Source organism: Brevundimonas faecalis (assembly GCF_040549405.1).
GTDB lineage: Bacteria > Pseudomonadota > Alphaproteobacteria > Caulobacterales > Caulobacteraceae > Brevundimonas > Brevundimonas faecalis.
The window spans coordinates 864,749-888,840 of the sequence record NZ_JBEPTF010000001.1 but is presented as its reverse complement, the minus strand read 5'-3'; the positions used below and the strand labels follow the sequence as shown (position 1 = coordinate 888,840).

Here is a 24,092-nt window from a genome sequence, read left to right as displayed (position 1 = left end):
AATGATCAGAATCCTGATCAAGAAATTATAATTCCAATACATCTCCGCAACTTGTCTCAACAAAGAAACAGGCTTGCCGCATCTCGCGTTTCGCCAGCTACTTCGTGCGTGACAACAGAGTGACAGAGGGAGAGGGAGCGGGGCGCGGCGACGATTGCTGCATTGCACAACACCCCCGTTCGGAGGCTAGATGCAGGGATGGCGAGACCCTTGTCTCGCCGCAAGCCGCGCAAGATCGCTCAGAACGATCCATGCGGCCTATTGGGAGGGATGAGACGATGAATCGTCTTCTGGTCAGCGTATCCGCCGGGGCGCTCGCGACCCTGTTTTCCACCATGGCCGTGGCCCCCGCCACAGCCCAGCAGGCTCAGCCTGATCGCGCGACCACGGTCGATGACGTCATCGTCACCGCCCAGCGTCGTGAGCAGGCGGCCCAGGACGTGGGCATCGCCCTCAGCGTCCTCAGCGGCGAGAGCCTGACGCAGCAGGGCGTCACCAACGTCAACCAGCTTCAGAACGCCACGCCGAACCTGGAGGTCGAACCGGCCTTCGGCGGCGGCGCCGCGCAGTTCCGGATGCGCGGCGTGGGCTTCCAGGACTACGCCTCAAACAACTCGCCCACCGTCGGCGTCTATGTAAACGAGGTCGCCTATCCGGTCCCGGTCATGACCCAGGGCCTGATCTTCGACATCGACCGGGTCGAGGTGCTGCGCGGCCCTCAGGGCACCCTCTACGGCCGCAACACCACCGGCGGCGCCATCAGCTTCGTCACCAAGCGCCCGACCGAGGAACTGTCCGCCGGCCTGATGACCGAATGGGGCAGCCATGACCTGTTCCGGGGCGAAGGCTATGTCTCCGGTCCCCTGGCGAGCGGCCTGCGCGGCCGCCTGGCCGTCTCGACCGAACAGGGCGGCGCCTGGCAGCGCAACCGGACCACCGGCGAAAGCCTGGGCGACGCCGATCGCACCGGCGCCCGCGCCCTGCTGGCCTGGGATCCCAGCGAGACCCTGTCCTTCCTGCTGGACGTCCACGGCGGGATCGACAAGTCCGAGAACCAGGGCCTCTACCTGCTCAGCGACCTGCGCACGCGCGGCGGAGCAGGCCCCCTGATCCCCGCCGACAAGGATCACTCCAAGACCGGCTGGGGCATTTCCCCGCGCTTCGCCGCCTCCATCGGCCGCGCCCCGAACGCCAAGCCCGGGCGCGACAACTCCTCCTGGGGCACGTCGCTGAACGCCAATCTGGCGCTCAAGGGCATGAACCTGACCAGCATCACCAGCTACGAGACCCTGGAACGCAGCGAATACGGCGATTGGGACTCCAGCGCCTCGGTCGAGGCCGACACCTTCTTCGGCAGCGACGTGGACGTGATCTCGCAGGAACTGCGCCTGGCCTCGGACAACGACAGCCCCCTGACCTGGGTGGCCGGCTTCTATTATTCGAAGCAGGATCTGAACGAGCGCTACTTCTCGGACTTCATCGACATCTACGGCACCTACGCCCAGGTCACCTATGACCAGACGGTCGAGTCCTGGAGCCTGTTCGGTCAGGCGGAATACGCCTTCACCGACAAGCTGAAGGCCATTCTGGGCCTGCGCTACGAGGAAGAGACCCGCGAGCTTCAGGGCTTCGGTTCGGCCTTCGGCGGCGCCACCGCCCTGCCCCCGACCAGCGTCGAGACCAAGATGACGCCCCTGACCGGCAAGGCCGCGCTGGAGTTCAAGCCGACCGACAACCTGCTGATCTACGGGTCGGCCAGCCGGGGCGCCAAGTCGGGCGGCTTCACCACCTACAACACCGGCGACCGCAGCGGCATCCAGCCCTTCAATCCCGAAATCCTCTGGGCCTACGAAGTCGGCTTCAAGGCCGATCCGTCGCGGGCGTTCCAGTTGAACGGCGCGGCCTACTACTACGACTATTCCGACCAGCAGGTGCTGTCGGCGGTCTGGGGTCAGAACGGCCCGGTCGGTCGCTTCGCCAACGTGCCCTCCTCCCATATCTGGGGCGCGGAACTCGAGGCTGTCCTCAAGCCGATTCAAGGCCTGCGGATCAGCCAGTCGCTCAGCTACAAGAAGGGCGAATACGACGAGTACGAAGCCATGGACGTCCCGGCCTCGCGTCTGGCCGGACACGCCGTCTATGTCGACATGGCTGGCGATCCGATCCTCTTCCCGGCCTGGAGCTATTCCGGCTCCATCAGCTACGACTGGACCGTCAGCGGCTTCGCCGTCACGGCCGAGACCAACTACTCCTATCGCGACGAATATCCGTCGTGGCTGGGCGTCAAATACGACGTGCCGGACTACTGGCTGGCCAACGCCAGCGTGACGGTCGGGCCGGAAAACGCCAACTGGTCCGTCACCTTCTGGGCCCGCAACCTGTTCGATCAGGAATACGACCTGACGCGTAACTTCTTCACCAGCGCGGACATCGCCCAACCGGGCCGCCCGCGGACAATCGGCGCTCGCCTGAGCCTGCAGTACTGACGGCCCGCCGCGATGCGGAGGACGGCGCCCCGTCCTCCGCATCCTCTTTTTCCCGCCCTTGATCAAGGCGCTCACGATCCTGATCGGACGGCGAACGACATCAATGTTTTCAGTATGTTGAAGCGCGTGAATAACAGACTTTCCTTTGACGGTCGTTCATCCGCTACTGGTCGTCTCGAAAGGATTCACGCATGACCCAACGGGCCGCCAACGACCTCGATCCCTTCTGGATGCCGTTCACCGCGAACCGCAGCTTCAAGGCGCATCCCCGGTTGCTGGCCTCAGCCAGGGACATGCACTACTTCACCCCCGACGGCCGCTCGATCCTGGACGGGACCGCGGGCCTGTGGTGCGTCAACGCCGGCCACGCCCGCAAGCCCATCGTCGAGGCCATCCAGCGCCAGGCCGAGGTGCTGGACTACGCCCCGACCTTCCAGTTGGGGCACCCCCTCGTGTTCGAACTGGCGGCGCGGCTGGGCATGCTGTTCCCGGCCGACATCAACCACGTCTTCTTCGCCGGTTCGGGTTCCGAGGCGGTGGACAGCGCCCTGAAGATCGCCCTGGCCTATCAACGAGCGCGCGGCTTCGAGAACCGTACCCGCCTGATCGGCCGCCAGAAGGGCTATCACGGCGTCGGTTTCGGCGGCATCTCGGTCGGCGGGCTGGAGAACAACAAACGCGGCTTCCTGACCCTGCCGGGCGTCGATCACCTGCCCCACACCCTGAACCTGGAGGAGGCCGCCTTCTCGCGGGGGCAGCCGGCCTGGGGCGCGCACCTGGCGGACGAGTTGGAAGTCCTGATCGCCGAACACGGCGCCGAGACCATCGCCGCCGTCATCGTCGAGCCCATGTCCGGCTCGGCCGGGGTCATCGTGCCGCCGGTCGGCTATCTGGAGCGCCTGCGCGAGATCACCACGCGCCACGACATCCTGCTGATCTTCGACGAGGTCATCACCGGCTTCGGCCGCGTCGGCGGCGCCACGGCGGCCGAGACCCTGGGCGTCATCCCCGACCTGCTGACCTGCGCCAAGGGCCTGACCAACGGCGCCGTGCCCATGGGCGCCGTGGGCGTGCGCGGCGAGATCTACGACGCCGTGGTCAACGGCGCCGCCGGCCCCGGCATCGAATTCTTCCACGGCTACACCTATTCGGGCCACCCCCTGGCCGCCGCCGCCGGCCTGGCGACGCTGGACGTCTACGAAGGCGAGGGCCTGTACGACCGGGCGCGTGACCTCGGCCCCTATTGGGAAGAGGCGGTGCACAGCCTTAAGGGCGCGCCCCACGTCATCGACATCCGCAACATGGGCCTGGTCGCCGCCGTCGAGTTGGCCCCGCGGCCTGAGGCGCCCGGCGCCCGCGCGACCGAGGTCTTCCACCGCGCCTTCGACGAGGGCCTGCTGATCCGCGTCACCGGCGACGTCATCGCCCTGTCCCCGCCCCTGATCATCAGCCGCGAACAGGTCGACGAACTCATCGGACGCCTGACCGACATTCTGCGCAACACGCCCTGACGCCGCGCGCGATTTGGGCGATGCTGCATCATCAACGGGGAGACAGGACGGCGTGAAGCGGGGTTTGGGGCGCAAGGCATGGAACCGGCTGGGCCGCACGCTGGCGGCGGCCGCGCTGCTGGTCGGCCTGACGGTCTTCGCCCCGGCCCATGAGGCCCAGGCGCAGGCCCCGCGCGATCGGCTGGTCCTGGGCCTGCCGCTGGAGCCGCCGAACCTCGATCCGACCTCGGGCGCGGCCGCGGCGGTGGACGAAGTCGTCTACGCCAACGTCTTCGAGGGCCTGACCCGGCTGACCCAGAACGGCGCCGTCGCCCCGTCCCTGGCCGAGACCTGGGAGGCTGCGCCCGACGGCCTGACCTGGACCTTCCATCTGCGACGCGGCGTCACCTTCTCCGACGGCGCGCCCTTCGACGCCTCGGTGGCCAAGTTCTCGCTGGACCGCATCACGGCCGAAGGGTCGACCAACGCCCAGAAGGCCCTGTTCGCGCCGATCCAGAGCGTCGAGGTCGTCGATCCGGCGACCCTGCGCATCCGCCTGTCGCGGCCCATGGCGACCCTGCCCTATGTCCTGGCCTGGGGCGACGCGGTCATGGTCTCGCCCAGGAGCGCCGCGACCAACGCCGTCACCCCGGTCGGCACCGGCCCGTTCAAACTGCAGGGCTGGCAGCGCGGCAGCCAGCTGACCCTGGTGCGCCGCGACGGCTATTGGGGGACGCCGCCCCGCCTGAACACCGTCGTCTTCCGCTTCATCAGCGACCCGACCGCCGCCTTCGCCGCTGTCAGCGCGGGCGACGTGGACGCCTTCCCCAACTATCCCGCGCCCGAGAACGTGGCCCAGTTCCAGCGCGACCCGCGCTTCCGCGTCGTCGTCGGCGCGTCCGAGGGCAAGGTCATCCTGGGGATCAACAACACCAAGGTGCCGTTCAACGACGTGCGGGTGCGCCGCGCCCTGTCCTACGCCATCGACCGCGACGCCCTGATCCAGGGGGCCATGTTCGGCTTCGGCCAGCCGATCGGCAGCCACTATTCGCGTCAGGCGCCGGGCTATGTCGACCTGACCGGCCTCTATCCCCACGACCCGGCCAGGGCGCGCCGACTACTTGCCGAAGCGGGCTATCCCAACGGCATAGACGTCACCCTGCGCCTGCCGCCGCGCCCCTACGCCCGACGCAGCGGCGAGGTGCTGATCTCACAGCTGGCCCAGGCGGGCATCCGCGCCAAGATCGAGAACCTGGAATGGGCCCAGTGGCTGGATCAGGTGTTCAAGCGCCGCCAGTTCGACCTGACCATCGTCGAGCACGTCGAGCCGATGGACTACGACATCTACGGCCGCAAGGACTACTATTTCGGCTACGACAACCCGGCCTTCGACGCCCTGCTGGCCCAGGTGAACGCCGCCCCGGACGAACCGACGCGCAACCGCCTGCTGGGCGACCTGCAACGCCGCATCGCCGATGACGCGGTCAACGGCTTCCTGTTCCAGTCCTCGCGCATCGGCGTGTGGAAGGCGGACGTGAACGGCCTGTGGATCAACGGCCCCATCGCCGCCAACGACGTCACCGGCGCCGGATGGACCGGCGCAGGCGCGGCCGCGAGCGCCAGCGCCGAGCGCGCGAGCGGCGGCCTGCCCTGGGGCTGGATCAGCCTGATCGCGGGCGTCGCCCTGCTGGCCTTCGTCGCCTGGCGCTTCGGCGCGGCCTGGCTGCTGAAGAAGCTGGGCGGCCACGCCCTGACCCTGCTGGCGGCCACCGCGGTCATCTTCCTGCTGCTGCAGGTCGTGCCCGGCGATCCGGCCAGCTATATGATGGGACTGAACGCCAGCCCGGAAAGCATCGCCGCCCTGCGTCAGCAGATGGGTCTCGAAGGCTCCGGCCTCGAGCGCTACTTCGTCTGGCTAGGCGACCTGCTGACCGGAAAGTTCGGGACCAGCTACACCTATCAGGTGCCGGTCGGCGGCCTGATCGCCGAACGTCTGGCGGTCTCTGCCCCCCTGGCCCTGATGGCCACCGTCCTGTCGCTGATCGTCGCCCTGCCCATCGGCGTCACCGCCGCCAGCCGCAGGGGAACCGCCGTCGACACCGGCCTGATCGGCGTGACCCAGGTCGGCGTCGCCCTGCCCAACTTCTGGATCGCCATGCTGCTGATCCTGCTGTTCTCGGTGAACCTGGGCTGGTTCTCGGCGGGCGGGTTCCCCGGCTGGAGCCAGGGCTTCTGGCCCGCCTTCAAGGCCCTGATCCTGCCCGCCGTGGCCCTGGCCGCGCCCCAGGCCGCCATCCTGGCCCGCGTCCTGCGCACCGCCCTGTTGGACACCATGAACGAGGACTATGTCCGCACCGCCCGCGCCAAGGGTCTGAGCGTCAATCAGGCCCTGTGGCGTCATGCCCTGCGCAACGCCTGGATCCCGGTCCTGACCATCCTCGGCCTGCAATTCCCCTTCCTGCTGGCGGGCGGCATCATCATCGAGAACGTCTTCTCCCTGCCCGGCTTGGGCCGACTGGTCTTCCAGGCCATCACCCAGCGCGACCTGATCGTGGTGCAGAGCGTGGTGGTGGTGCTGGTCTTCGCCGTGGTGCTGGTCAGCTTCCTGATCGACCTGGCCTATCTGTTCGCCGATCCGCGCCTGAGGGGACGCCGCGCATGACCGACGCCCCCGCCGTCCCCGCCGCCAAGCCCCGCGTGCGCTGGCCCCTGTCCCTGATCGTCGGCGCCACGCTGACCGCCGTCGTGCTGGCCACCGCCCTGCTGGCCCTCGTCTGGACGCCCTATGACGTCGAGTCGGTCGACATCGCCGCCAAGCTGACCGCCCCCTCGGCCGCCCACTGGATGGGCACGGACCACTTCGGCCGCGACGTGCTGTCGATGATCATGGCGGGGGCGCAGAACTCCCTGATCGTGGCCTTCGTCGCCGTCGGCATAGGCGTCGGGATCGGCACGCCCCTGGGCCTGACGGCGGCGGCGCGCGGCGGCTGGGTCGACGAGTTGGTCATGCGCGGCAACGACCTGATCTTCGCCTTCCCCGCCCTGCTGCTGGCCGTGATGATCACCGCCGTCATGGGGCCGGGCGCGATCAACGCCGTCATCGCCATCGGCGTCTTCAACATCCCCGTCTTCACCCGCGTGGCGCGCGGCGCGGCGCAAGGGCTGTGGACCCGTGAATACGTCCTGGCCGCCCGCACGGCGGGCAAGTCGAGGGCCCTGATCTCGATCCAGCACATCCTGCCCAATCTGATGAGCCTGCTGGTCGTGCAGGCGGCGATCCAGTTCGCCGTAGGCATCGTGGCTGAGGCGGGCCTGTCCTATGTCGGCCTCGGCGCCCAGCCGCCCGCGCCCAGCTGGGGCCGGATGCTGGCCGAGGCCCAGACCATGATCGGCTTCGCGCCCTGGCTGGCGATCATGCCGGGGCTGGCCATCTTCGTCACCGTCCTGGGCCTCAGCCTGACCGGCGACGGCCTGCGCGACCTGTTCGACCCGCGCGTGCGGCGGGAGCGTTGAGCATGAGCGTCCTCGACATCCGCGACCTCAGCCTGTCGATCGGTTCGACGCCGATCCTGAAGACCGTCAGCCTGTCCGTCGCCCCCGGCGAAATCCTCGGCCTGGTCGGCGAAAGCGGCTCGGGCAAGTCCATGACGTCTCTGGCCGTGCTGGGCCTGACGCCGCCGCGCGCGACCCTGACCGGCGAAATCCGCCTGAACGGTCAGATCGTCTCGAACGCCCCCGACGCCATGATGCAAAAGGTGCGCGGCCGCGACGTAGGCATCATCTTCCAGGAGCCGATGACGGCCCTGAACCCCGTCATGACCATCGGCGATCAGGTCGCCGAGACCGTCCGCCTTCACAGGAAGGCCTCGCGCAAGGAGGCCCTCGCCGTCGCCCGGTCGGTGCTGGACCGCGTCGGCCTGCCCGCCGAACGCTTCCCCCTGACCCGCTATCCGCATGAGCTGTCGGGCGGCCAGCGACAGCGCGTCGCCATCGCCATCGCCATCGCCCTGACGCCCAAGCTGCTGATCGCGGACGAGGCGACGACGGCGCTGGACGTGACGACCCAGGCCCAGGTGCTCGACCTGCTGAAGCGGTTGGTGCGCGAGGACGGCATGGGCCTGATCCTCATCACCCACGACCTCGCCGTCGTGGCCGAAACCGCCGACCGGCTGGCGGTGATGAAGGACGGCGAACTGGTCGAGGAAGCGCCGGTCAGCCGCATCCACACCGGCATGGCGCATCCCTATTCCCAGCGCCTGCTGGCCAACGCGACCCACGCCCCCACGCGCCGCAGCCGCCCCCAGGCCGACGCCGCCCCGGTGCTTCAGGTCGAGGGTCTGGTGCGCGAATACGGCGGCGCGCCCGCCCTGTTCGGCAAGGCCAGGACCTTCCACGCCGTGGACCAGGTCAGCCTGTCGATCCAGCCGGGCGAGAGCGTCGGCCTGGTCGGCGAAAGCGGCTGCGGCAAGTCCACCCTGCTGCGCGCCATCCTCGCGCTGGAGACGCCGCAAGCGGGCCGCGTCCGGGTCAAGGGTCGCGACATCACCGCCGCGCGCGGCGCCGCGCTGAAGTCCATCCGCCGCGACATCCAGGTGGTGTTCCAGGACCCCTACGGCAGCTTCGATCCGCGCTGGAAGGTCAGCGATCTGGTCGCCGAGAACTTCCACCTCCTGGACGCCAAACCCACCCCCGCCGAGGCCCGCCGCCGCGTCGATGAAATGCTGGAGCGCGTCGGGCTGAACAGCAACGCCGCCGACCGCTACCCGCACGAGTTCTCGGGCGGCCAACGCCAGCGTATCGCCATCGCCCGCGCCCTGATCACCGAGCCCTCGGTCATCTGTCTGGACGAGGCGGTCTCGGCGCTGGACGTTTCGGTGCGGGCCCAGGTGCTGGACCTGCTGGCCGACCTGTCGGACCGGCTGGGCCTGTCCTACCTCTTCGTCACCCATGACCTCAGCGTCGTGCGTACGGTGACGGATCGCCTGCTGGTCATGCAGGCCGGAAAAATCGTCGAACAGGGCGCGACCGCCGACGTCTTCGCCGCCCCTTCGCACCCCTATACGCAGAAACTTCTGGCGGCGACGCCGGATCTGGTTCGCAATCACGCTCTGGAAAAGGAAATCGTCGGATGAACCGCAGAACCGTCCTCGGCTCCGCCCTGATCGGCGCCGCCGCCTCCGCCGCCGGCGTCGCGAGCGCCAAACCGGCCGCCCAAAGCGCCGCCCGAGCGTCGGGTCGCACCGGGCCGCTGAACCTGATCACCGACGTCGAGGGCATCAAGGTCGGCCAGGCCCACGACGCGGGCGTCCGCACCGGCGTCACCGTCATCCTGGCTGAAAAGCCCGCCACAGCCGCCGTGGACGTGCGCGGCGGCGGCCCCGCCGGGCGCGAGACCGACGTCCTGCGCGCCGAAAACCTGGTGCAGGAAGTGGACGCCATCATCCTGTCGGGCGGGTCGGTCTATGGCCTCGGCTCGGCTGACAGCGTCGCCGCCTGGATGGGGATGCGCGGGCGCGGCTACGGCATGGGCGGGGCGCCGGGCGTGCCCCCCTCGCCCATCATCCCGACCGCCTGCCTCTACGACCTGGCCAACGGCGGGAACAAGCGCTGGGAGATGGAGCCGCCCTATCGCCGCCTGTCGGTCCAGGCGCTGGAGGCCGCGAGCGACCGCTTCGACCTGGGCACCGCCGGCGCCGGCTACGGCGCGGAAGCCGGGGCGCTGAAGGGCGGGATCGGCTCGGCGTCCGCCGTCATGGCCTCGGGCTGGACGGTCGGCGCCATCGTGGCGGTCAACAGCGTCGGCTCGGTCGTGGCGCCGGGCGGCAAGACCTTCTGGGCCGCCCCCTATGAAATCGGCGACGAGTTCGGCGGCCTGGGCGCCTCGGGCCTGCACGCCTCGGCCGAGGACTGGGGCCTGTCCAAGTTCGGCGCCCGCCCGCGCGAGAACACCACCATCGCCTGCATCGCCACCGACGTCGCCCTGACCCGGGTGGAGTGCCAGCGCATGGCCATCATGGCCCAGGACGGCATGGCCCGCGCCATCCGTCCGGCCCACGCCCCCTTCGACGGCGACACCCTGTTCTGCCTGTCCACCGGCAAGAAGATCATCGACAACCCGGCCCTGCGTCAGGTCGCAGTGGCCCAACTGGGCAATGTCGCCGCCGACGTCCTGGCCCGCGCCGTGGCGCGCGGCGTCTATAACGCGACCAACTACGAAGGCGTCACGGGCAAGACCTGGCGGGAGCTGTAGAAGGCCCGGCATGTCCGGCCAGGACGCCTGGCCAGGACGCCTGGAATGACGGAAACGTCGATCCGGGCGTCTTGGTTACTCTGCCTTAACCGTAAGGATTCACCATAAGCGCCTAACCAGTCCGGGGCCGCTTATCCATGTCCGAGTTGAAGACCGACGTCATCCTGCGTGGCGACTGCATCGAGGTGCTGAAGGGCCTGCCGGACAAGTCGGTGGACATGGTCTTCGCCGACCCGCCCTATAACCTGCAGTTGGGCGGCGACCTGCTGCGTCCCGACAACTCCAAGGTCGACGCCGTCGACGACGACTGGGACAAGTTCGACAGCTTCGCCGCCTATGACGCCTTCACCCGCGCCTGGCTGGGCGAGTGCCGCCGGGTGCTGAAGGACGAGGGCAGCCTCTGGGTCATCGGCAGCTATCACAACATCTTCCGCCTGGGCGCAGCGATGCAGGATCTGGGCTTCTGGGTGCTGAACGACATCATCTGGCGCAAGTCCAACCCCATGCCCAACTTCAAGGGCACGCGTTTCACCAACGCCCACGAGACCCTGATCTGGGCCGCCAAGTCGCGCGAGCAGAAGCGCTACACCTTCAACTACGACGCGCTGAAGGCCTTCAACGAAGACACCCAGATGCGTTCGGACTGGACCCTCGCCCTGTGCACCGGCGGCGAACGCCTGAAGGACGATGACGGGAACAAGGCCCACCCGACCCAGAAGCCCGAGGCCCTGCTGCACCGCGTGCTGCTGTCGGCCAGCCGCGTCGGCGACGTCATCCTGGACCCCTTCTTCGGCACCGGCACCACGGGCGCCGCGGCCAAGCGCCTGGGCCGTCATTTCATCGGCATCGAACGCGACGAAACCTACGCCAGGCTGGCCGAGAAGCGCATCAAGGCGGTCATCCCCGCCTCGCCCGAGGACCTGGTCGTCACCGGCTCCAAGAAGGCCGAGCCCAAGGTGCCCTTCGGCGCCCTGGTGGAAGCCGGTCTGCTGGCCCCCGGCGACAAGCTCTACTGCCCCAAGGGCGACCATGAGGCCCGCGTGCGCGCCGACGGCTCGCTGGTGTCCGGCTCCATGACCGGCTCGATCCACAAGCTGGGCGCCCTGCTGGAAAACGCACCCGCCTGCAACGGCTGGACCTACTGGCGCTTCAAGACCGACACGGGCCTGCGTCCCATCGACGTCCTTCGCGCCGAAATCCGCGCGGGCATGCAATAGGGTCTGTTCCTCCGCCTCCGGAGACATTCCTTCCGGTCACGCTGGAACCCGCCCCCCTGCGACGGATTGACCTACCGCCGCCGCGCGCTCGCGGCGTCGGAGTTCGTCATGAAGATCGCCCAAGTCACGCCCCTGTACGAGGCCGTGCCGCCCAGGCTCTACGGCGGCACCGAGCGGGTCGTCGCCCACCTGACCGACGCCCTGGTCGACCTCGGCCACGACGTCACCCTGTTCGCCAGCGCCGACGCGCGGACCCGCGCGCGCCTGATCCCGGTGCGCGATCAGGCCATCCGCCTGGATCCCGCGCCGCTGAAGTCCGACCTGGCCGCCCACATGGCCATGCTGTCCCAGGTGCTGGAGCGGGCGAACGACTTCGACGTCATCCACTTCCACACCGACATCATCCACTTCCCCTTCTTCGCCGCCCTGGCGGACAAGACGGTGACGACCCTGCATGGGCGGCTGGACCTGAAGGACCTGTCGCCCGTCTATGCGCGCTGGCCCGAGTTCGGCCTGATCTCCATCTCCGACGATCAGCGACGCCCCCTGCCCGGCGCCAACTGGCGCGCCACCGTGCATCACGGCATGCCCGGCGACCTCTATCGCTTCTCGCCTCGGTCCCGGGGCTATCTCGCCTTCCTGGGCCGCATCTCGCCCGAGAAACGCCCTGACCGCGCGATCGAGATCGCGACCCGGCTGAACCGGCCCCTGAAGATCGCCGCCAAGATCGACGACGCCGATCGCGCCTATTGGGAAACGACGATCGAGCCCCTGGTGAAGGCCAATCCCCTGATCGAGTTCGTCGGAGAGATCGGCGACGCCGACAAGTCCGATTTCCTGGGCGGAGCGGACGCCCTGCTCTTTCCCATCGACTGGCCCGAGCCCTTCGGCCTGGTGATGATCGAGGCCATGGCCTGCGGCACGCCGGTCGTGGCCTTCCGCTGCGGTTCGACGCCCGAAATCATCGAGGACGGCGCCACCGGCTTCCTGGTCGACACCCTGGACGAGGCCGTGACCGCCGCCGCCCGCGCCGTCGAACTGGACCGGGAGGCGATCCGCGCCCGCTTCGATCTGCGCTTCTCGGCCACGGCCATGGCGCGGCGCTATGTGGACGTCTACGCCGACATCCTGGCCCGGCGGCCGTTCGCGCTTCACGTCCTGAACGACGACGCCCCGCCGCCGCCCGAACCGTCCCGCATCGCCGAAGAGATCCGCAGCTTCGGCGCCCTGGGCTGAACCCTTGGGCCGCACGGCCATTTCCCATGCAGGGGCGCGTTGAAGAGAGGCGAAGATGGACGACGCCTATTCGATCCAGACCACGACCGCCGACGAGGGAGAGCACGACGGCCTGGAGACGCTGACGACGCTCAAGGACCGCGACGCCTTCCTGGTCGCCGATCCCTGGGGCGACGTGAAGGACGGGGCGCACGGCCTGTTCGACCGGGACACGCGCCTGCTGTCGCGGTTCGTCCTGACGGTGGGTCGGGCGCGCCCCTCGCGGCTGAGTTCCGGCGTCACCCGGGACAATGTCTTCTTTGCCTGCCATTCGACCAACCGCCCCCTGCCGCCGATGGGCGGGCGCTCCGCCCCTGCGGGCGTCCTGCACCTGGAAAGACGGCGCTTCCTGTGGGACCGACGCCTGTTCGAGCGGGTCCGCGTGGTCAATCACGGGACCGAGGACATCCTCCTGCCCCTCGCCTTCGAGTTCGGCGCCGACTTCGCCGACATCTTCCAGGTGCGGGGCACGCCTAGGGCCCAGCACGGCCGCATCCATCCGCCGACGACGGACGGACGACGCGTCGCCTTCCGCTACACCGGCCTGGACGGGGTCGATCGCAGCAGTTGCATCGCCTTCTCCGAACCGCCCGCCCGTCTGACCGCCGAACGCGCCGAGTTCATGTTCAGCCTGCCCAGGGGGCGTCGCCTCGACCTCTATGTCGAATGCGGGATCGACGCCTGCGCGGCGCCGGATGAAGACCGCTTCCGCTGGAACGGCGTCCAGGCCCGTCTGGCCATGCGGCGACGGATGCGGCGCGGGGCCAGCGTGCGCGGCCGACGCAGCCCGCGCTTCAACGACTGGCTGACGCAGTCCCGGACGGACGTGGCCCTGCTGACCACCGACCTGCCGACCGGCCCCTATCCCTATGCGGGCGTGCCCTGGTTCTCGACCCCCTTCGGCCGCGACGGGATCATCACCGCCTGGCAGATGCTGTGGATCGACCCTTCCCTGGCCAAGGGCGTCCTGACCTATCTCGCCGCTCGCCAGGCGACCGGAACCGACGCCTTCATGGACTCCGCCCCCGGCAAGATCATGCACGAGACCCGGGGCGGAGAGATGAGCGCCCTGGGCGAGGTGCCCTTCGGCCTCTACTACGGCGGCGTCGACACCACCTGCCTGTTCATCGCCCTGGCCGGCGCCTACGCCCGTCGCACGGGGGACCTGACGACCGTCCGCGACCTGTGGCCTCATCTGATCGCCGCGGCGGACTGGATGCGCGACCATGGCGACAGCAACGGCGACGGTCTGATCGACTACGCCCGCGCGGCCGAGACCGGCCTGTCCAACCAGGGTTGGAAGGATTCAGAGGACTCCATCTTCGACAGCCAGGGCCGTTTCCCGAAAGGCCCCGTCGCCCTGCTGGAGGTCCAGGGCTACGCCTTCGCCGCCTGGCGCGCCCTGGCCGACCTAGGCGGCCTTCTGGGCGATGAGCGTCGCACGGAATGGGCGGCCCGCGCCGAGGCTGTCCGCGCCCTGGTCGAGGACCGTTTCTGGATCGAGGAACAGGGCTTCTACGCCATAGCCCTGGACGGCGACGGGCGACGGATGGAGGCCATCGGCTCCAACGCCGGCCACCTGCTGTTCTGCGGTCTGCCGTCGAGGGAGCGGGCCCGGCGCGTGACCCGGCGCCTGCTGACCGCCGAGTTCCGTTCCGGCTGGGGCCTGCGCACCCTGGCCAAGGGTCAGCCGCGCTTCAATCCCATGAGCTATCACAACGGCTCGGTCTGGCCGCACGACACGGCCATGGCGGCGGCCGGCATGGCCCGCTACGGCGAGCGCCGGGCCGTGGCCATGCTGCTGGACGAAATCTACGGCGCGGCCACCCACTTCCACCTGCGGCTGCCCGAACTCTTCTGCGGCTTCGTGCGCGAGACGGGCGAACCGCCCATCGCCTATCCCGTCGCCTGCCTGCCCCAGGCCTGGGCGGCGGGCTCGGTCTTCCTGATGCTCCAGGCGGTCCTGGGCGTGTCCATCGACGCGATCGAGGGTCTGGTCGAGGTCGCGGCCCCCACCCTGCCCGCCGGGCTGGAACGCCTGTCCGTGACGGGCCTTCAGGTCGGCGACGGCGTCATCGACCTGAACTTCCAGCGCCTGGACGGCCATGTCGCCGTCATGCCGCGCGAACGCGGCGGCGTCAGCCTGCGGGTCACGGGATAGGGCCTAGTCCGGACCCGCCAGCCCCCGCTCCAGCGCCTTCCTGAACACCGTGGGCAGGGCCTTCGCCGCCGTCTCGGGCGCGGTCCACTGGAAGTCCGCGCCGTCGCCGCGCCCGACATGAACCGTCAGGGTCAGGCTGAAGTGGGTGAAGACATGCTCCACCGCCCCGACCGCCCGCCAGTCGCCGGCGGCCGGGGGCTCGAACGCCGGCGCAGCGACGCTCCAGTCCGAGGTCGGCAGGCCCGCCATGCCGCCCAGCAGCCCCTTGTCCGGTCGCCGCACCAGGGCGACGCGGCCCGCTCCGTCACGCAGGACATAGGCGTGACCCAGGCGATGCGGCCGCGCCGCCTTCTTCGTCTTCAACGGATAGAGCGCCGGCGCGCCGGTCTTCCACGCCTCGCAACCGAAGGTCAGCGGGCACTGGCCGCACAGGGGCGACTTCGGTCGGCAGACGCCGGAGCCGAGATCCATCAGGGCCTGGGCCCAGTCGCCCGGACGATGGGCGTCGACGAACAGGGCCGCCAACCGCCGCAGCTCGGGCCGCGCGGCGGGCAAGGGGATCTCCACCGCGAACAGGCGGCTCATGACCCGCTCGACATTGCCGTCCACCACATTGGCCGGACGGTCGAAGGCGATGGCGGCCACGGCGGCGGCGGTGTAGGCGCCCACGCCCGGCAGGGCCAGCAATTCCGCCTCCGTATCGGGAAAGACCCCGCCATGCGTCCCCGCCACCGCCCTGGCGCAGGCCAGCAGGTTCCGGGCGCGGGCGTAGTAGCCCAGCCCCGCCCAGGCGGCCATCAGCTCGGCGTCCTCGACGGCGGCCAGATCGGTCACGGTCGGCCAGCGCGCGGTGAAACGCTCGAAATAGGGGGCGGCGTGCGGCACCGTCGTCTGTTGCAGCATGACCTCCGACAGCCAGACGCGATAGGGCTCGGTCCGCTGACCGGAGCCCGGCGCGGCGCGCCACGGCAGGCGGCGCGCATGGGCGTCGTACCAATCGAGCAGGGCGGCGCGGAGAGAGGGGACGTCGGGCATGGGTCAGGCTATATAGGACGAATGCGTCGGTCCCTGCCCACTGAAAGCGAAGCGCGCGAAATCCTGGCTCGTCGCCGGACGCGTCCGCCCCTGCGTCCGCCGCCGCCTGCCGGCAAGTCCCTGGCGCCGCTGATCAAGAAGCTGGACGCCCAGTTCGGCCGCGACGCCAATGCGCTGGAACGGCGCTGGCTGGAGATCGTCGGCGAACGCCTGGCCCGCGTCACCCGCCCCCTCAAGCTGGTCAAGGCGCGCGGCAACGCCGTCGGCGCGCTTGAACTGCGGGTCGTCAGCGCCGCCGCCCTCCTGGTGCAGCATCAGGAACAGGACATCGTCGATCGCGTGAATCTGGCCCTCGGCCCGAACACGATCAGCAAGCTGCGCATCGCCCAGGGGCCGGTGAAGCCCCTGCCCGAAGCCGCCGCCAAGCCCCGCGCACGCGGCCGCGCCGTGCTTCCGCCCCTGCCCGCCTCGGTCGAGGCCGAGTTGAACGCGACCGTGGAAAACGCGCCGGACGGGCTGAAGGCCGCCCTTCTGAAGCTGGGACGCGCCGCCCTGTCGCAGCCGTCCGAAAACGAGCGCCGTTGACAAACCTTCGCCATCGCGGTTCTCGACTATCAGAGCGATTTCACGGACGTCCGCGAATCGTACGAACTTATCGAGTCCCACTCCTGACCAAGGACCCCTAGATGGCTCCCACGTTCAAATACGCCGCCATGAGCCGCCGCGCGGCCCTGACCGCCGCCGCCCTGGCCTCCATGGCCCTCGTGGCCGGCTGCACCGGCAAGGCGGGCGGCGCCGCCGAGGGCGACATGGCCATGGGCGCCGGCGCCGAGGCCAAGGTCACCGTGGTCGAATACGCCTCCGTCACCTGCGGCCACTGCGCCGTCTGGAACGAGGAGGTCTGGCCCGAATTCAAGACCAAGTACGTGGACACCAAGAAGGTCCGCTACGTCTTCCGCGAGTTCCCGACCCCGCCGCAGGACATCGCCGTCGCCGGCTTCCTGATCGCCCGCTGCGCCGGCGAGGACAAGTATTTCGACGTCGTCCACGACATCATGGCCAGTCAGAAGGAATGGCTGACGGGCGTGCAGCCGCGCACCACCCTGTTCCGCGTCGGCCAGGCCGCCGGCCTCAGCCAGACCCAGATCGAGGAATGCATCCGTGACAAGGCCGCCATCGAGAAGATGAGCGACCGCATCAAGGCCGGCATCGACGCGGGCGTGTCGGGCACCCCGACCTTCCTCGTCAACGGCGTCAAGGTCGCCGACAGCAGCCTGTCGGGCCTGTCCGCCGCCATCGACGCCGAACTGGCCAAGAAGTAGGCTGATGATGGCGCGACCGAACATGATCCGGCTGACGGCCGCCGTCGCCGCGGCGGCGGCCCTGCTGTCGGTCGCGCCCGCCGTCGCGGCCGAACCGGCGCCCGCGTCGATTCCGGCGGTGACGGCGGCCGACCGCGTGATCGGCCGCGCCGACGCACCGGTGACGGTGGTGGAATACGCCTCCTTCACCTGCAGCCACTGCGCCGCCTGGACCAACGACGTCATGCCGGCCTTCAAGGCCCGCTACATCGACACGGGCCAGGTCAGGCTGGTGTTCCGCGACCTGCCGACGGCTCCGGCCCAGGTCGCGGCCACCGCGGCCGCCATCAGCCGCTGCGCCGCCCCCGGCAGGTTCTACGACGTGGCCCGCAGCCTGATGGCCGGCCAGGCCGCCGCCTTCGCCGCCGGCGACGCGCGCCAATGGTACATGGACGCCATCGCCGCCAGCGGCCGCAGCCAGGCCGAGGTCGAGACCTGCCTGTCCGACCCGGCCACGGGCCAGGCCCTGCAGCACGACATCGCGGCCGCCCAGGCGGCGGGGGTCAACAGCACGCCGACCTTCTTCGTCAACGGTCGGCGCGTCGAAGACCATTCGATCGAAACCCTGGCGGCGGCCATCGACCCGCTGATCAAGGGCCGCTGACCGCCCGCCCATGCAATTCCAGAGACTGAAGCTCGTCGGCTTCAAATCCTTCGTCGACGCGGCGGAAGTTCAGATCGAGTCCGGCCTGACCGGCGTCGTCGGCCCCAACGGCTGCGGCAAGTCCAACGTGCTGGAAAGCCTGCGCTGGGTCATGGGCGCCAACTCGGCCAAGGCCATGCGCGGCCAGGGCATGGACGACGTCATCTTCGCCGGCGCCGCGGGCCGTCCGCCGCGCAGCCACGCCGAAGTCGTCCTGACCATCGACAACGCTCAGAAGCGCGCGCCCCAACCCTTCACCGACAGCCCGGTGCTGGAGGTGTCGCGGCGCATCGACCGGGGCCAGGGCTCGACCTACCGCATCAACGGCAAGGAGGTCCGCGCCCGCGACGTCCAACTGCTGTTCGCCGACGCCTCGACCGGCGCCAACAGCCCCGCCCTGGTGCGTCAGGGCCAGATTTCCGAACTGATCGCCGCCAAGCCGCAGAACCGTCGACGCATTCTGGAAGAAGCCGGCGGCGTGGCGGGCCTGCACACCCGCAGGCATGAGGCCGAGCTGCGCCTCAAGGCCGCCGAGACCAACCTGGACCGCCTCGACGACATCGGCCGCGAGCTGGAGACGGCGCTGAACCGCCTGAAGCGCGAGGCGCGCCAGGCCGAGAAGTACAAGAAGATCTCGGCCGAGATCCGCGCCCTGCAGGCCGCCCTTCTCTTCGTGCGCTGGAACGACGCCAAGACGGCGGCCGAGGCGGCGGCCCAGGAACTGCGCGACGCCGACCGCGCCGTGGCCGAAGCGACCGCCGCCGCGACCAAGGCCGAGGCCGACGCCCTGAAGGCGCAGGAGGCCATGAAGCCCGCGCGGGAAGAGGACGCCGTGGCCGGCGCCCTGCTGCACCGGGCCACGCTGGAGCGCGACCGCCTCGACATGGCCGAGCAGGCCGCCCGCGCCGAGGTCGAACGCCTGAAGGCCGAAGCGGCCCGCATCGCCGCCGACGTCGAGCGCGAAGAGCGCATGGCCGCCGACGCGAAGCGCGAACTGGACCGGCTGGACCACGAACTGACGAAGCTGAAGGCCGAGATCGCCGCCGCGCCTGAACGCGCGCCCGAACTGGAAAAGGCCCTGCTGGTCGCCGAGGACGCCCGCAAGGCCGCCGACGCCGAGGTCGAACGCCTGGCCGGAACCCTGGCCGCCGTCGAGGCCCGCGCCAACGCCGAGAGCGCCAGGAAGCGCGACGCCGAGGCCCGCCTGTCGCGCGTCGTCGGCCAGTTCGAACAGGCCGGACGCGAACGCGAAGCTCTCGGCCCCATCGAGACCCCGGAACTGGCGACCGCCCGCACTGCGCTGGAAACGGCTCAGGCCGAACTGACCGCCGCCCGCGAAGCCGTCGAGACCGCCGAGGCCGCCCGCGGCGACCTGGCCCGCGTCGAGGCGGAGGCCCGCACAACCGCTCGCGCCGCCGAGGATCGCCTGGGCCGGTTGCAGACCGAGGCGCGCGGCCTGGCCCAACTGCTCATCACAGGCAAGCGCGACCACCCGCCCGCTCTGGACAGGGTGTCGGCGGCCAAGGGCTATGAGGCGGCGCTGGCTGCGGCGCTCGGCGACGATCTGGACGCGGCTCTGGACGCCCGCGCCGCCGCCCACTGGGCGGGAGCGGACGCGGCCTCGCCTGCCTGGCCCGAAGGCGTCGAGCCCCTGGCCGCCCATGTGACAGCGCCCGCCGAACTGGCCGCCCGCCTGGCCTTCTGCGGCGTGGTCGGCAAGGACCGGATCGCGACCCTGGCCAAGGCCCTGCCGACCGGCGCTCGCCTGGTGACGGTGGAAGGCGACCTCTATCGCTGGGACGGCTTCGTCAGCCGCGCCGAGGCCCCCCGTCCCGCCGCCGTCCGCCTGGCCCAGCGCACCCGTCTGGCCGAGCTTGAGGCCGAGATCGACACGGGCAAGCCCGCGCTGGAGACGGCGCAAGCCGCCCAGAAATCAGCCACCGAAGCCTTCCGCGCCGCCGAGGAGGCGGTGAAGACCGCCCGCCTCAAGCCCTTCGCCGCCGACAAGGCCGTGGCCGCCGCGCGCGACCGCGTCGAAAGCCTGATGCGCGACCAGACCCGGCGCGAGGCCCGCGCCCAGGCCCTGGATGAAACCGTCGCCCGTCTGGACGGCGAAGTCGCCGAAGCGAAAGCCGCGCTGGAGGCCGCCCAGAGCGTCGAGGCCCCGTCGGAGACCATCGCCGGCCTTCGCGACGAACTGGCCGCCGCTCGCGTCGCCGCCGACGCCGCACGCCAGGCCTCCCAGACCGCCCGCTCGACCCGCGACGAGGAAGCCCGCGACCGCGCCGGGCGCGAACAGCGCCTGGGGAGCCTGAGCCGCGCCCACGAAGGTTGGGCCGGACGGTCCAGGGAAAGCGCCGCCCGCGTCGCCGCCCTGGGCAAGGACGCCGACAAGACCGCCGCCCTGCTGAAACAGGCCGAGATCGCGCCCCAGGGCTTCGCCGAACAGCGCGGAACCCTGATGGACACCCTGATCGCCGCCGAGACGCGCAAGACCGCCTCCGCCGAGGCCCTGTCCCTGGCGGAAAGCACGGCGGCGGAGGCCGACCGCGACAGCCGCGCCGCCGACGCCGCTGCCGGGACCGCGCGCGAGGCTCGCGCCGGCCTGGCCGCCCGCGCCGAGGCCGCGACCGAACGTCTGGCCGAAGCCGAGGCCAACGTCCGCGAGACGGCCCAGATGTCGCCGGACGAACTGGGTCAGAAGCTGACCGACGACGCCATCGCCCGCCCGCCGGACACGGCCGGCGCCGAAAGCCTGCTGTCCGGGCTGGAGCGCGAACGCGAGGCCCTGGGCGCCGTCAACCTGCGCGCCGAGGAGGAGGCCGCCGAGTACGGCGACCGCCTGGGCGCCATGAAGTCGGAACGCATCGACCTGACCCAGGCCATCGCCAAGCTGCGCGACGGCATCGACGAACTGAACGCCGAGGGCCGCGAGCGGCTGACGGCCGCCTTCGACGTCATCAACGCCAACTTCAAGACCCTGTTCGAGGCCCTGTTCGGCGGCGGCCAGGCGGAGCTGAAACTGGTCGAGAGCGACGACCCCCTGGAGGCCGGCCTGGAAATCTACGCCTGCCCGCCCGGCAAGCGCCTGTCGGTCATGAGCCTGATGAGCGGTGGCGAGCAGGCCCTGACGGCCGCCGCCCTGATCTTCGGCGTCTTCCTGGCCAATCCGGCGCCCGTCTGCGTGCTGGACGAGGTGGACGCCCCGCTGGACGACGCCAACGTCGACCGCTTCTGCCGCATGCTGCACGAGATGCGCAGCCGCACCGACACCCGCTTCATCGTCATCACCCACAACCCGGTGACCATGAGCCGGATGGACCGCCTCTACGGCGTCACCATGCCCGAACGCGGCATGAGCCAGCTGGTCAGCGTCAACCTGAACCAGGCCGAACAGATCGTGGCGGCGTAAGCCTCTCCTCCCCTGCGCAGCGGGGGAGGGGGACCACCGAAGGTGGTGGAGGGGGCAAGGTTCAGGCGACAGTTTCCAGGTTAGTGCGGGACGGCGGTGAAAGTCGCTCGGCGTAGCGGCTGTAGTCGCCCCCTCCACCGCTCCGCGGTCCCCCTCCCCCGTTTCACGGGGGAGGAGTTCAGGACCGCTTCTTCTTCCGGCGCGCCCAGGCCTCTCGCACGTCTTTCAGCGCCGGGCCGATCAGGAACCAGGGCTCGACGCAATAGCGGGCGTAGAGGCGCTTGGGATCGGCGAACAGGCGGAAGAGCCATTCGACCCCCATTCGCCCCATCCAGCGGGGCGCCGCCTTCTGGACCCCCGCCTCATAGTCGAAGGCCGCCCCGACCGGCAGGATGACCGCATTCGGCAGGGCCTCGATATTGTCGGCGATCCACAGCTCCTGGCGCGGCATGCCCATGCCGACGAACAGGATGTCGGGACGGAAGTCGCGCACCTCGGCCAGCACCGCCTCGTTCCCGGCCGAGCCCGGCGTCGCGTCGAAATAGCCGGTCATGCCCTTCAGGACCGCGCCGGGATAACGCTGGGACACCCGGGCGGCCGCCTGTTCCGCCACGCCGTCGGCCCCGCCGACATAGAGGACGCGCCAGCCCTTGCGGTCCGCCAGGCTCCAGAAATGAGCCCGCCAGTCCAGATAGGTGCAGCGGTGGAAGGGCCGGCTGTGCAGGCCTAGCAGCCGGGCGAAATGGATCAGGGGCGTGGAATCCAGCTCCACCACGTCGGCCAGATCATAGATCCGCCTCATGCCCGGCGTCCGGGGCAGCAGATAGAGGCTGTGCAGGTTGTGGTTGGCCACCACGCTGCGCCGTCCCGCCTCCACGCAGCGCTCGACGTGCAGCAGGACCTCTTCGGGCCGCATCAGGTCGACGATCTCGCCCAGAATGCGAACGCGCTCCTCCGGCCGCCTTTGCTGGCGGAAAGGACGGCGCTCGCGCGCCCGCCGATCCGGCGCGGCCTTGGCCTGGTCGACTCCGTGGGGCTCCTGATACATGGATACAGCCTAGCCTGACCCGCTCAACGTCGGGTTTGCTTTCACGGTTAATGAAGCCTGAGCCCGCCGCCCATGAAAATCCCCGTCATCGCCGCCGCCGTCGCCCTGATCGCCGGCGCCGCATCGGCCCAGGACGCCGCGCCCGACCAGGCCCTGGTGCTGACCGGCGTGGGGCGCTTCGCCGTCTTCGCCGACGCCGCCTCGGTCACGCCCGACGGGGACGGGGTGCGGATGCGCGCCCTGCAGGTCAGCGAGGAGGACATGATGATCGGCGGCGTCGCCTATGTCGGCGGCTGGTCCTGGTGGCGGTTCGACTGCGTCGCCCAAACGGCCGACCGGCTGGACTTCGCCTCCCTCCGCGCCGACGGCACGGAAGGCCCGATCACGCCCGAGCGCGCCCCGCCCTACGCCGTCGCGCCCGGCGGCGACGCGGCCGAACTGGCCGCCCTGGCCTGCGGAACGCAAACGCCCCCCACGGATGCGGCCACGACGGCCGAGGCCGTGCGGATCGGACGCGAACGGATGAAGGACTAGAGACGCTCGTCTTCTCCCTCCCCGTTTCGGGGAGGGAAAACGCCGCGACCGTTCCGATCCAGGTCCAGCCGGTCCCTGGGCAGGGCCTGGGGGCATTCGTCGCGCATGAAGGCCAGCATCTTCTCACGCACCTCGCAGCGCAGGTCGAAGGCGGTCGAGGCGTTGCGGGCGCTGGTCAGGCAGCGGACCTGAGCCACGCGGTCCGTAACGTCCGTCACCTGCAGCGCCACCACGTCCCCGTCCCAGTAGGGCGAGGCGTGGGCGATCTGCTCCAGCTTCACGCGCAACCGGTCGATCGGCGCCTCATAGTCCACATAGAGGAAGGCCACGCCGATCAGGCGTGAATCCTCACGCGTCCAGTTCTGGAACGGCTTCTGGATGAAGTAGGTCAGGGGCAGGACGATCCGGCGCCAGTCCCACAGCTTGACCACGACATAGGTGGAGGTGATCTCCTCGACCCGGCCCCACTCCCCTTCCACGATGACGGCGTCGTCCAGGCGGATGGGCTGAGCGGTGGCGATCTGGATGCCCGCGATCAGATTGGTCAGGAAGGGCTGCAAGGCTAGGCCGGCGACGATGCCCACCACCCCCGCCGAGGCCAGCAGCGACAGCCCCCACTGCCTCACGCCGGGAATGGTCAGCAGGGCCAGCCCCAGGGTGATCAGGGCGATCAGTATGGCCGCCACCCTTTGCAGGATGCGGGTCTGGGTGACGTGCTTGCGGGCATGGAGGTTGTCCTCCGTGTCCATGTTGAACTTCTTCAGATGGACGACGGCGCCCATGTCCACCGCCCCGGCCAGCATCCAGCCGCACACCAGGATGAAGCCGAACAGCAGGGTCCGCCGGATGAAGAGCGAAGGCTCCGGGTCCAGCGGCGACACCGTGACCGCCAGGGCCAGGGCGATGATCATCACCGCAATGCGAACCTTCAGCCGGGCGCGGCCCAGCATCCCCTTCCAGAAGACGTCGCGGTTGCGCACGGCCAGCTTCAGCAGGGCGAACACGACCTGATTGGCCGCCCAGCCGATGAAGACGAAGGCCACGGTGATGATGGAGATCACCGCCCATTCGGGCAGCCAGTAGAACTGACGCCACAGGGTGAAGACGGTGTTGGTCAGGTCGGCGACGAACTGGGGCATGGGCGAAGGTTAGACGGAGCGAACAGGATCGTCACCCGCTT

17 protein-coding genes are annotated in these 24,092 nt (G+C 69.9%); 14 read left to right on the top strand and 3 right to left on the bottom strand.

The window, feature by feature from the left end:
- Positions 1 to 278 precede the first annotated feature (278 nt).
- The 9 genes from ABIE19_RS04240 to ABIE19_RS04200 all read left to right on the top strand — a co-directional run bounded on the left by ABIE19_RS04240 (position 279) and on the right by ABIE19_RS04200 (position 14,879).
- Positions 279 to 2,486, top strand: coding sequence for a TonB-dependent receptor (locus ABIE19_RS04240; RefSeq protein ID WP_354087889.1), 2,208 nt, complete (start codon positions 279 to 281; stop codon positions 2,484 to 2,486).
- Between the two features lie 191 nt (positions 2,487 to 2,677).
- A complete protein-coding gene (gene aptA / locus ABIE19_RS04235; RefSeq protein WP_354087888.1) occupies positions 2,678 to 3,997 on the top strand; it encodes an omega-aminotransferase AptA in 1,320 nt (439 codons plus the stop codon).
- A 52-nt stretch (positions 3,998 to 4,049) separates the two neighbouring features.
- Positions 4,050 to 6,638, top strand: coding sequence for an ABC transporter substrate-binding protein (locus tag ABIE19_RS04230; protein ID WP_354087887.1), 2,589 nt, complete (start codon positions 4,050 to 4,052; stop codon positions 6,636 to 6,638).
- Positions 6,635 to 7,489, top strand: a complete 855-nt coding sequence (locus ABIE19_RS04225) for an ABC transporter permease (protein ID WP_354087886.1) — start codon at positions 6,635 to 6,637, stop codon at positions 7,487 to 7,489. Before ABIE19_RS04230 ends, ABIE19_RS04225 begins: the two co-directional genes overlap by 4 nt.
- A 2-nt stretch (positions 7,490 to 7,491) precedes the next feature.
- Complete coding sequence (locus ABIE19_RS04220) at positions 7,492 to 9,108, top strand: ABC transporter ATP-binding protein (RefSeq protein WP_354087885.1); 1,617 nt, start codon at positions 7,492 to 7,494, stop codon at positions 9,106 to 9,108.
- The gene (locus tag ABIE19_RS04215; protein WP_354087883.1) at positions 9,105 to 10,226 is read left to right on the top strand and encodes a P1 family peptidase; all 1,122 of its coding nucleotides are present in this window, start codon (positions 9,105 to 9,107) and stop codon (positions 10,224 to 10,226) included. The genes ABIE19_RS04220 and ABIE19_RS04215 overlap by 4 nt, the downstream gene beginning before the upstream one ends.
- Before the next feature lie 137 nt (positions 10,227 to 10,363).
- The gene (locus ABIE19_RS04210; protein WP_354087881.1) at positions 10,364 to 11,443 is read left to right on the top strand and encodes a site-specific DNA-methyltransferase; all 1,080 of its coding nucleotides are present in this window, start codon (positions 10,364 to 10,366) and stop codon (positions 11,441 to 11,443) included.
- Positions 11,444 to 11,551: 108 nt separating this feature from the next.
- Positions 11,552 to 12,679, top strand: a complete 1,128-nt coding sequence (locus ABIE19_RS04205) for a glycosyltransferase family 4 protein (RefSeq protein ID WP_354087880.1) — start codon at positions 11,552 to 11,554, stop codon at positions 12,677 to 12,679.
- 55 nt (positions 12,680 to 12,734) lie between these two features.
- Positions 12,735 to 14,879, top strand: coding sequence for an amylo-alpha-1,6-glucosidase (locus tag ABIE19_RS04200; RefSeq protein ID WP_354087879.1), 2,145 nt, complete (start codon positions 12,735 to 12,737; stop codon positions 14,877 to 14,879).
- Between the two features lie 3 nt (positions 14,880 to 14,882).
- On the opposite strand, the gene mutY is transcribed toward ABIE19_RS04200, so the two are convergent.
- Entirely contained in the window at positions 14,883 to 15,914 is a 1,032-nt protein-coding gene (gene mutY / locus ABIE19_RS04195) for an A/G-specific adenine glycosylase (protein ID WP_354087878.1), read from the bottom strand.
- A 21-nt stretch (positions 15,915 to 15,935) separates the two neighbouring features.
- On the opposite strand from mutY, the gene ABIE19_RS04190 reads away from it, so the two are divergent.
- The 4 genes from ABIE19_RS04190 to smc all read left to right on the top strand — a co-directional run bounded on the left by ABIE19_RS04190 (position 15,936) and on the right by smc (position 21,330).
- The gene (locus ABIE19_RS04190) at positions 15,936 to 16,499 is read left to right on the top strand and encodes a DUF721 domain-containing protein (RefSeq protein ID WP_354087877.1); all 564 of its coding nucleotides are present in this window, start codon (positions 15,936 to 15,938) and stop codon (positions 16,497 to 16,499) included.
- Positions 16,500 to 16,600: 101 nt separating this feature from the next.
- A complete protein-coding gene (locus ABIE19_RS04185) occupies positions 16,601 to 17,236 on the top strand; it encodes a DsbA family protein (RefSeq protein ID WP_354087875.1) in 636 nt (211 codons plus the stop codon).
- A 4-nt stretch (positions 17,237 to 17,240) separates the two neighbouring features.
- Entirely contained in the window at positions 17,241 to 17,879 is a 639-nt protein-coding gene (locus tag ABIE19_RS04180) for a thioredoxin domain-containing protein (protein ID WP_354087873.1), read from the top strand.
- Between the two features lie 10 nt (positions 17,880 to 17,889).
- Entirely contained in the window at positions 17,890 to 21,330 is a 3,441-nt protein-coding gene (gene smc / locus ABIE19_RS04175) for a chromosome segregation protein SMC (RefSeq protein WP_354087871.1), read from the top strand.
- 178 nt (positions 21,331 to 21,508) lie between these two features.
- Here smc and ABIE19_RS04170 read toward each other — a convergent pair whose 3' ends face one another.
- Positions 21,509 to 22,378 (bottom strand): WecB/TagA/CpsF family glycosyltransferase, encoded by an 870-nt coding sequence (locus ABIE19_RS04170; protein WP_354087870.1) that lies wholly within the window; start codon positions 22,376 to 22,378, stop codon positions 21,509 to 21,511.
- Between the two features lie 72 nt (positions 22,379 to 22,450).
- Here ABIE19_RS04170 and ABIE19_RS04165 point away from each other — a divergent pair, with 72 nt between their 5' ends.
- Complete coding sequence (locus ABIE19_RS04165; RefSeq protein ID WP_354087869.1) at positions 22,451 to 22,912, top strand: hypothetical protein; 462 nt, start codon at positions 22,451 to 22,453, stop codon at positions 22,910 to 22,912.
- Here the strand turns inward: ABIE19_RS04165 and ABIE19_RS04160 are convergent.
- Positions 22,909 to 24,051, bottom strand: coding sequence for a mechanosensitive ion channel family protein (locus tag ABIE19_RS04160; protein WP_354087867.1), 1,143 nt, complete (start codon positions 24,049 to 24,051; stop codon positions 22,909 to 22,911). The two genes, ABIE19_RS04165 and ABIE19_RS04160, sit on opposite strands and share 4 nt — an antisense overlap.
- Positions 24,052 to 24,092 lie beyond the last annotated feature (41 nt).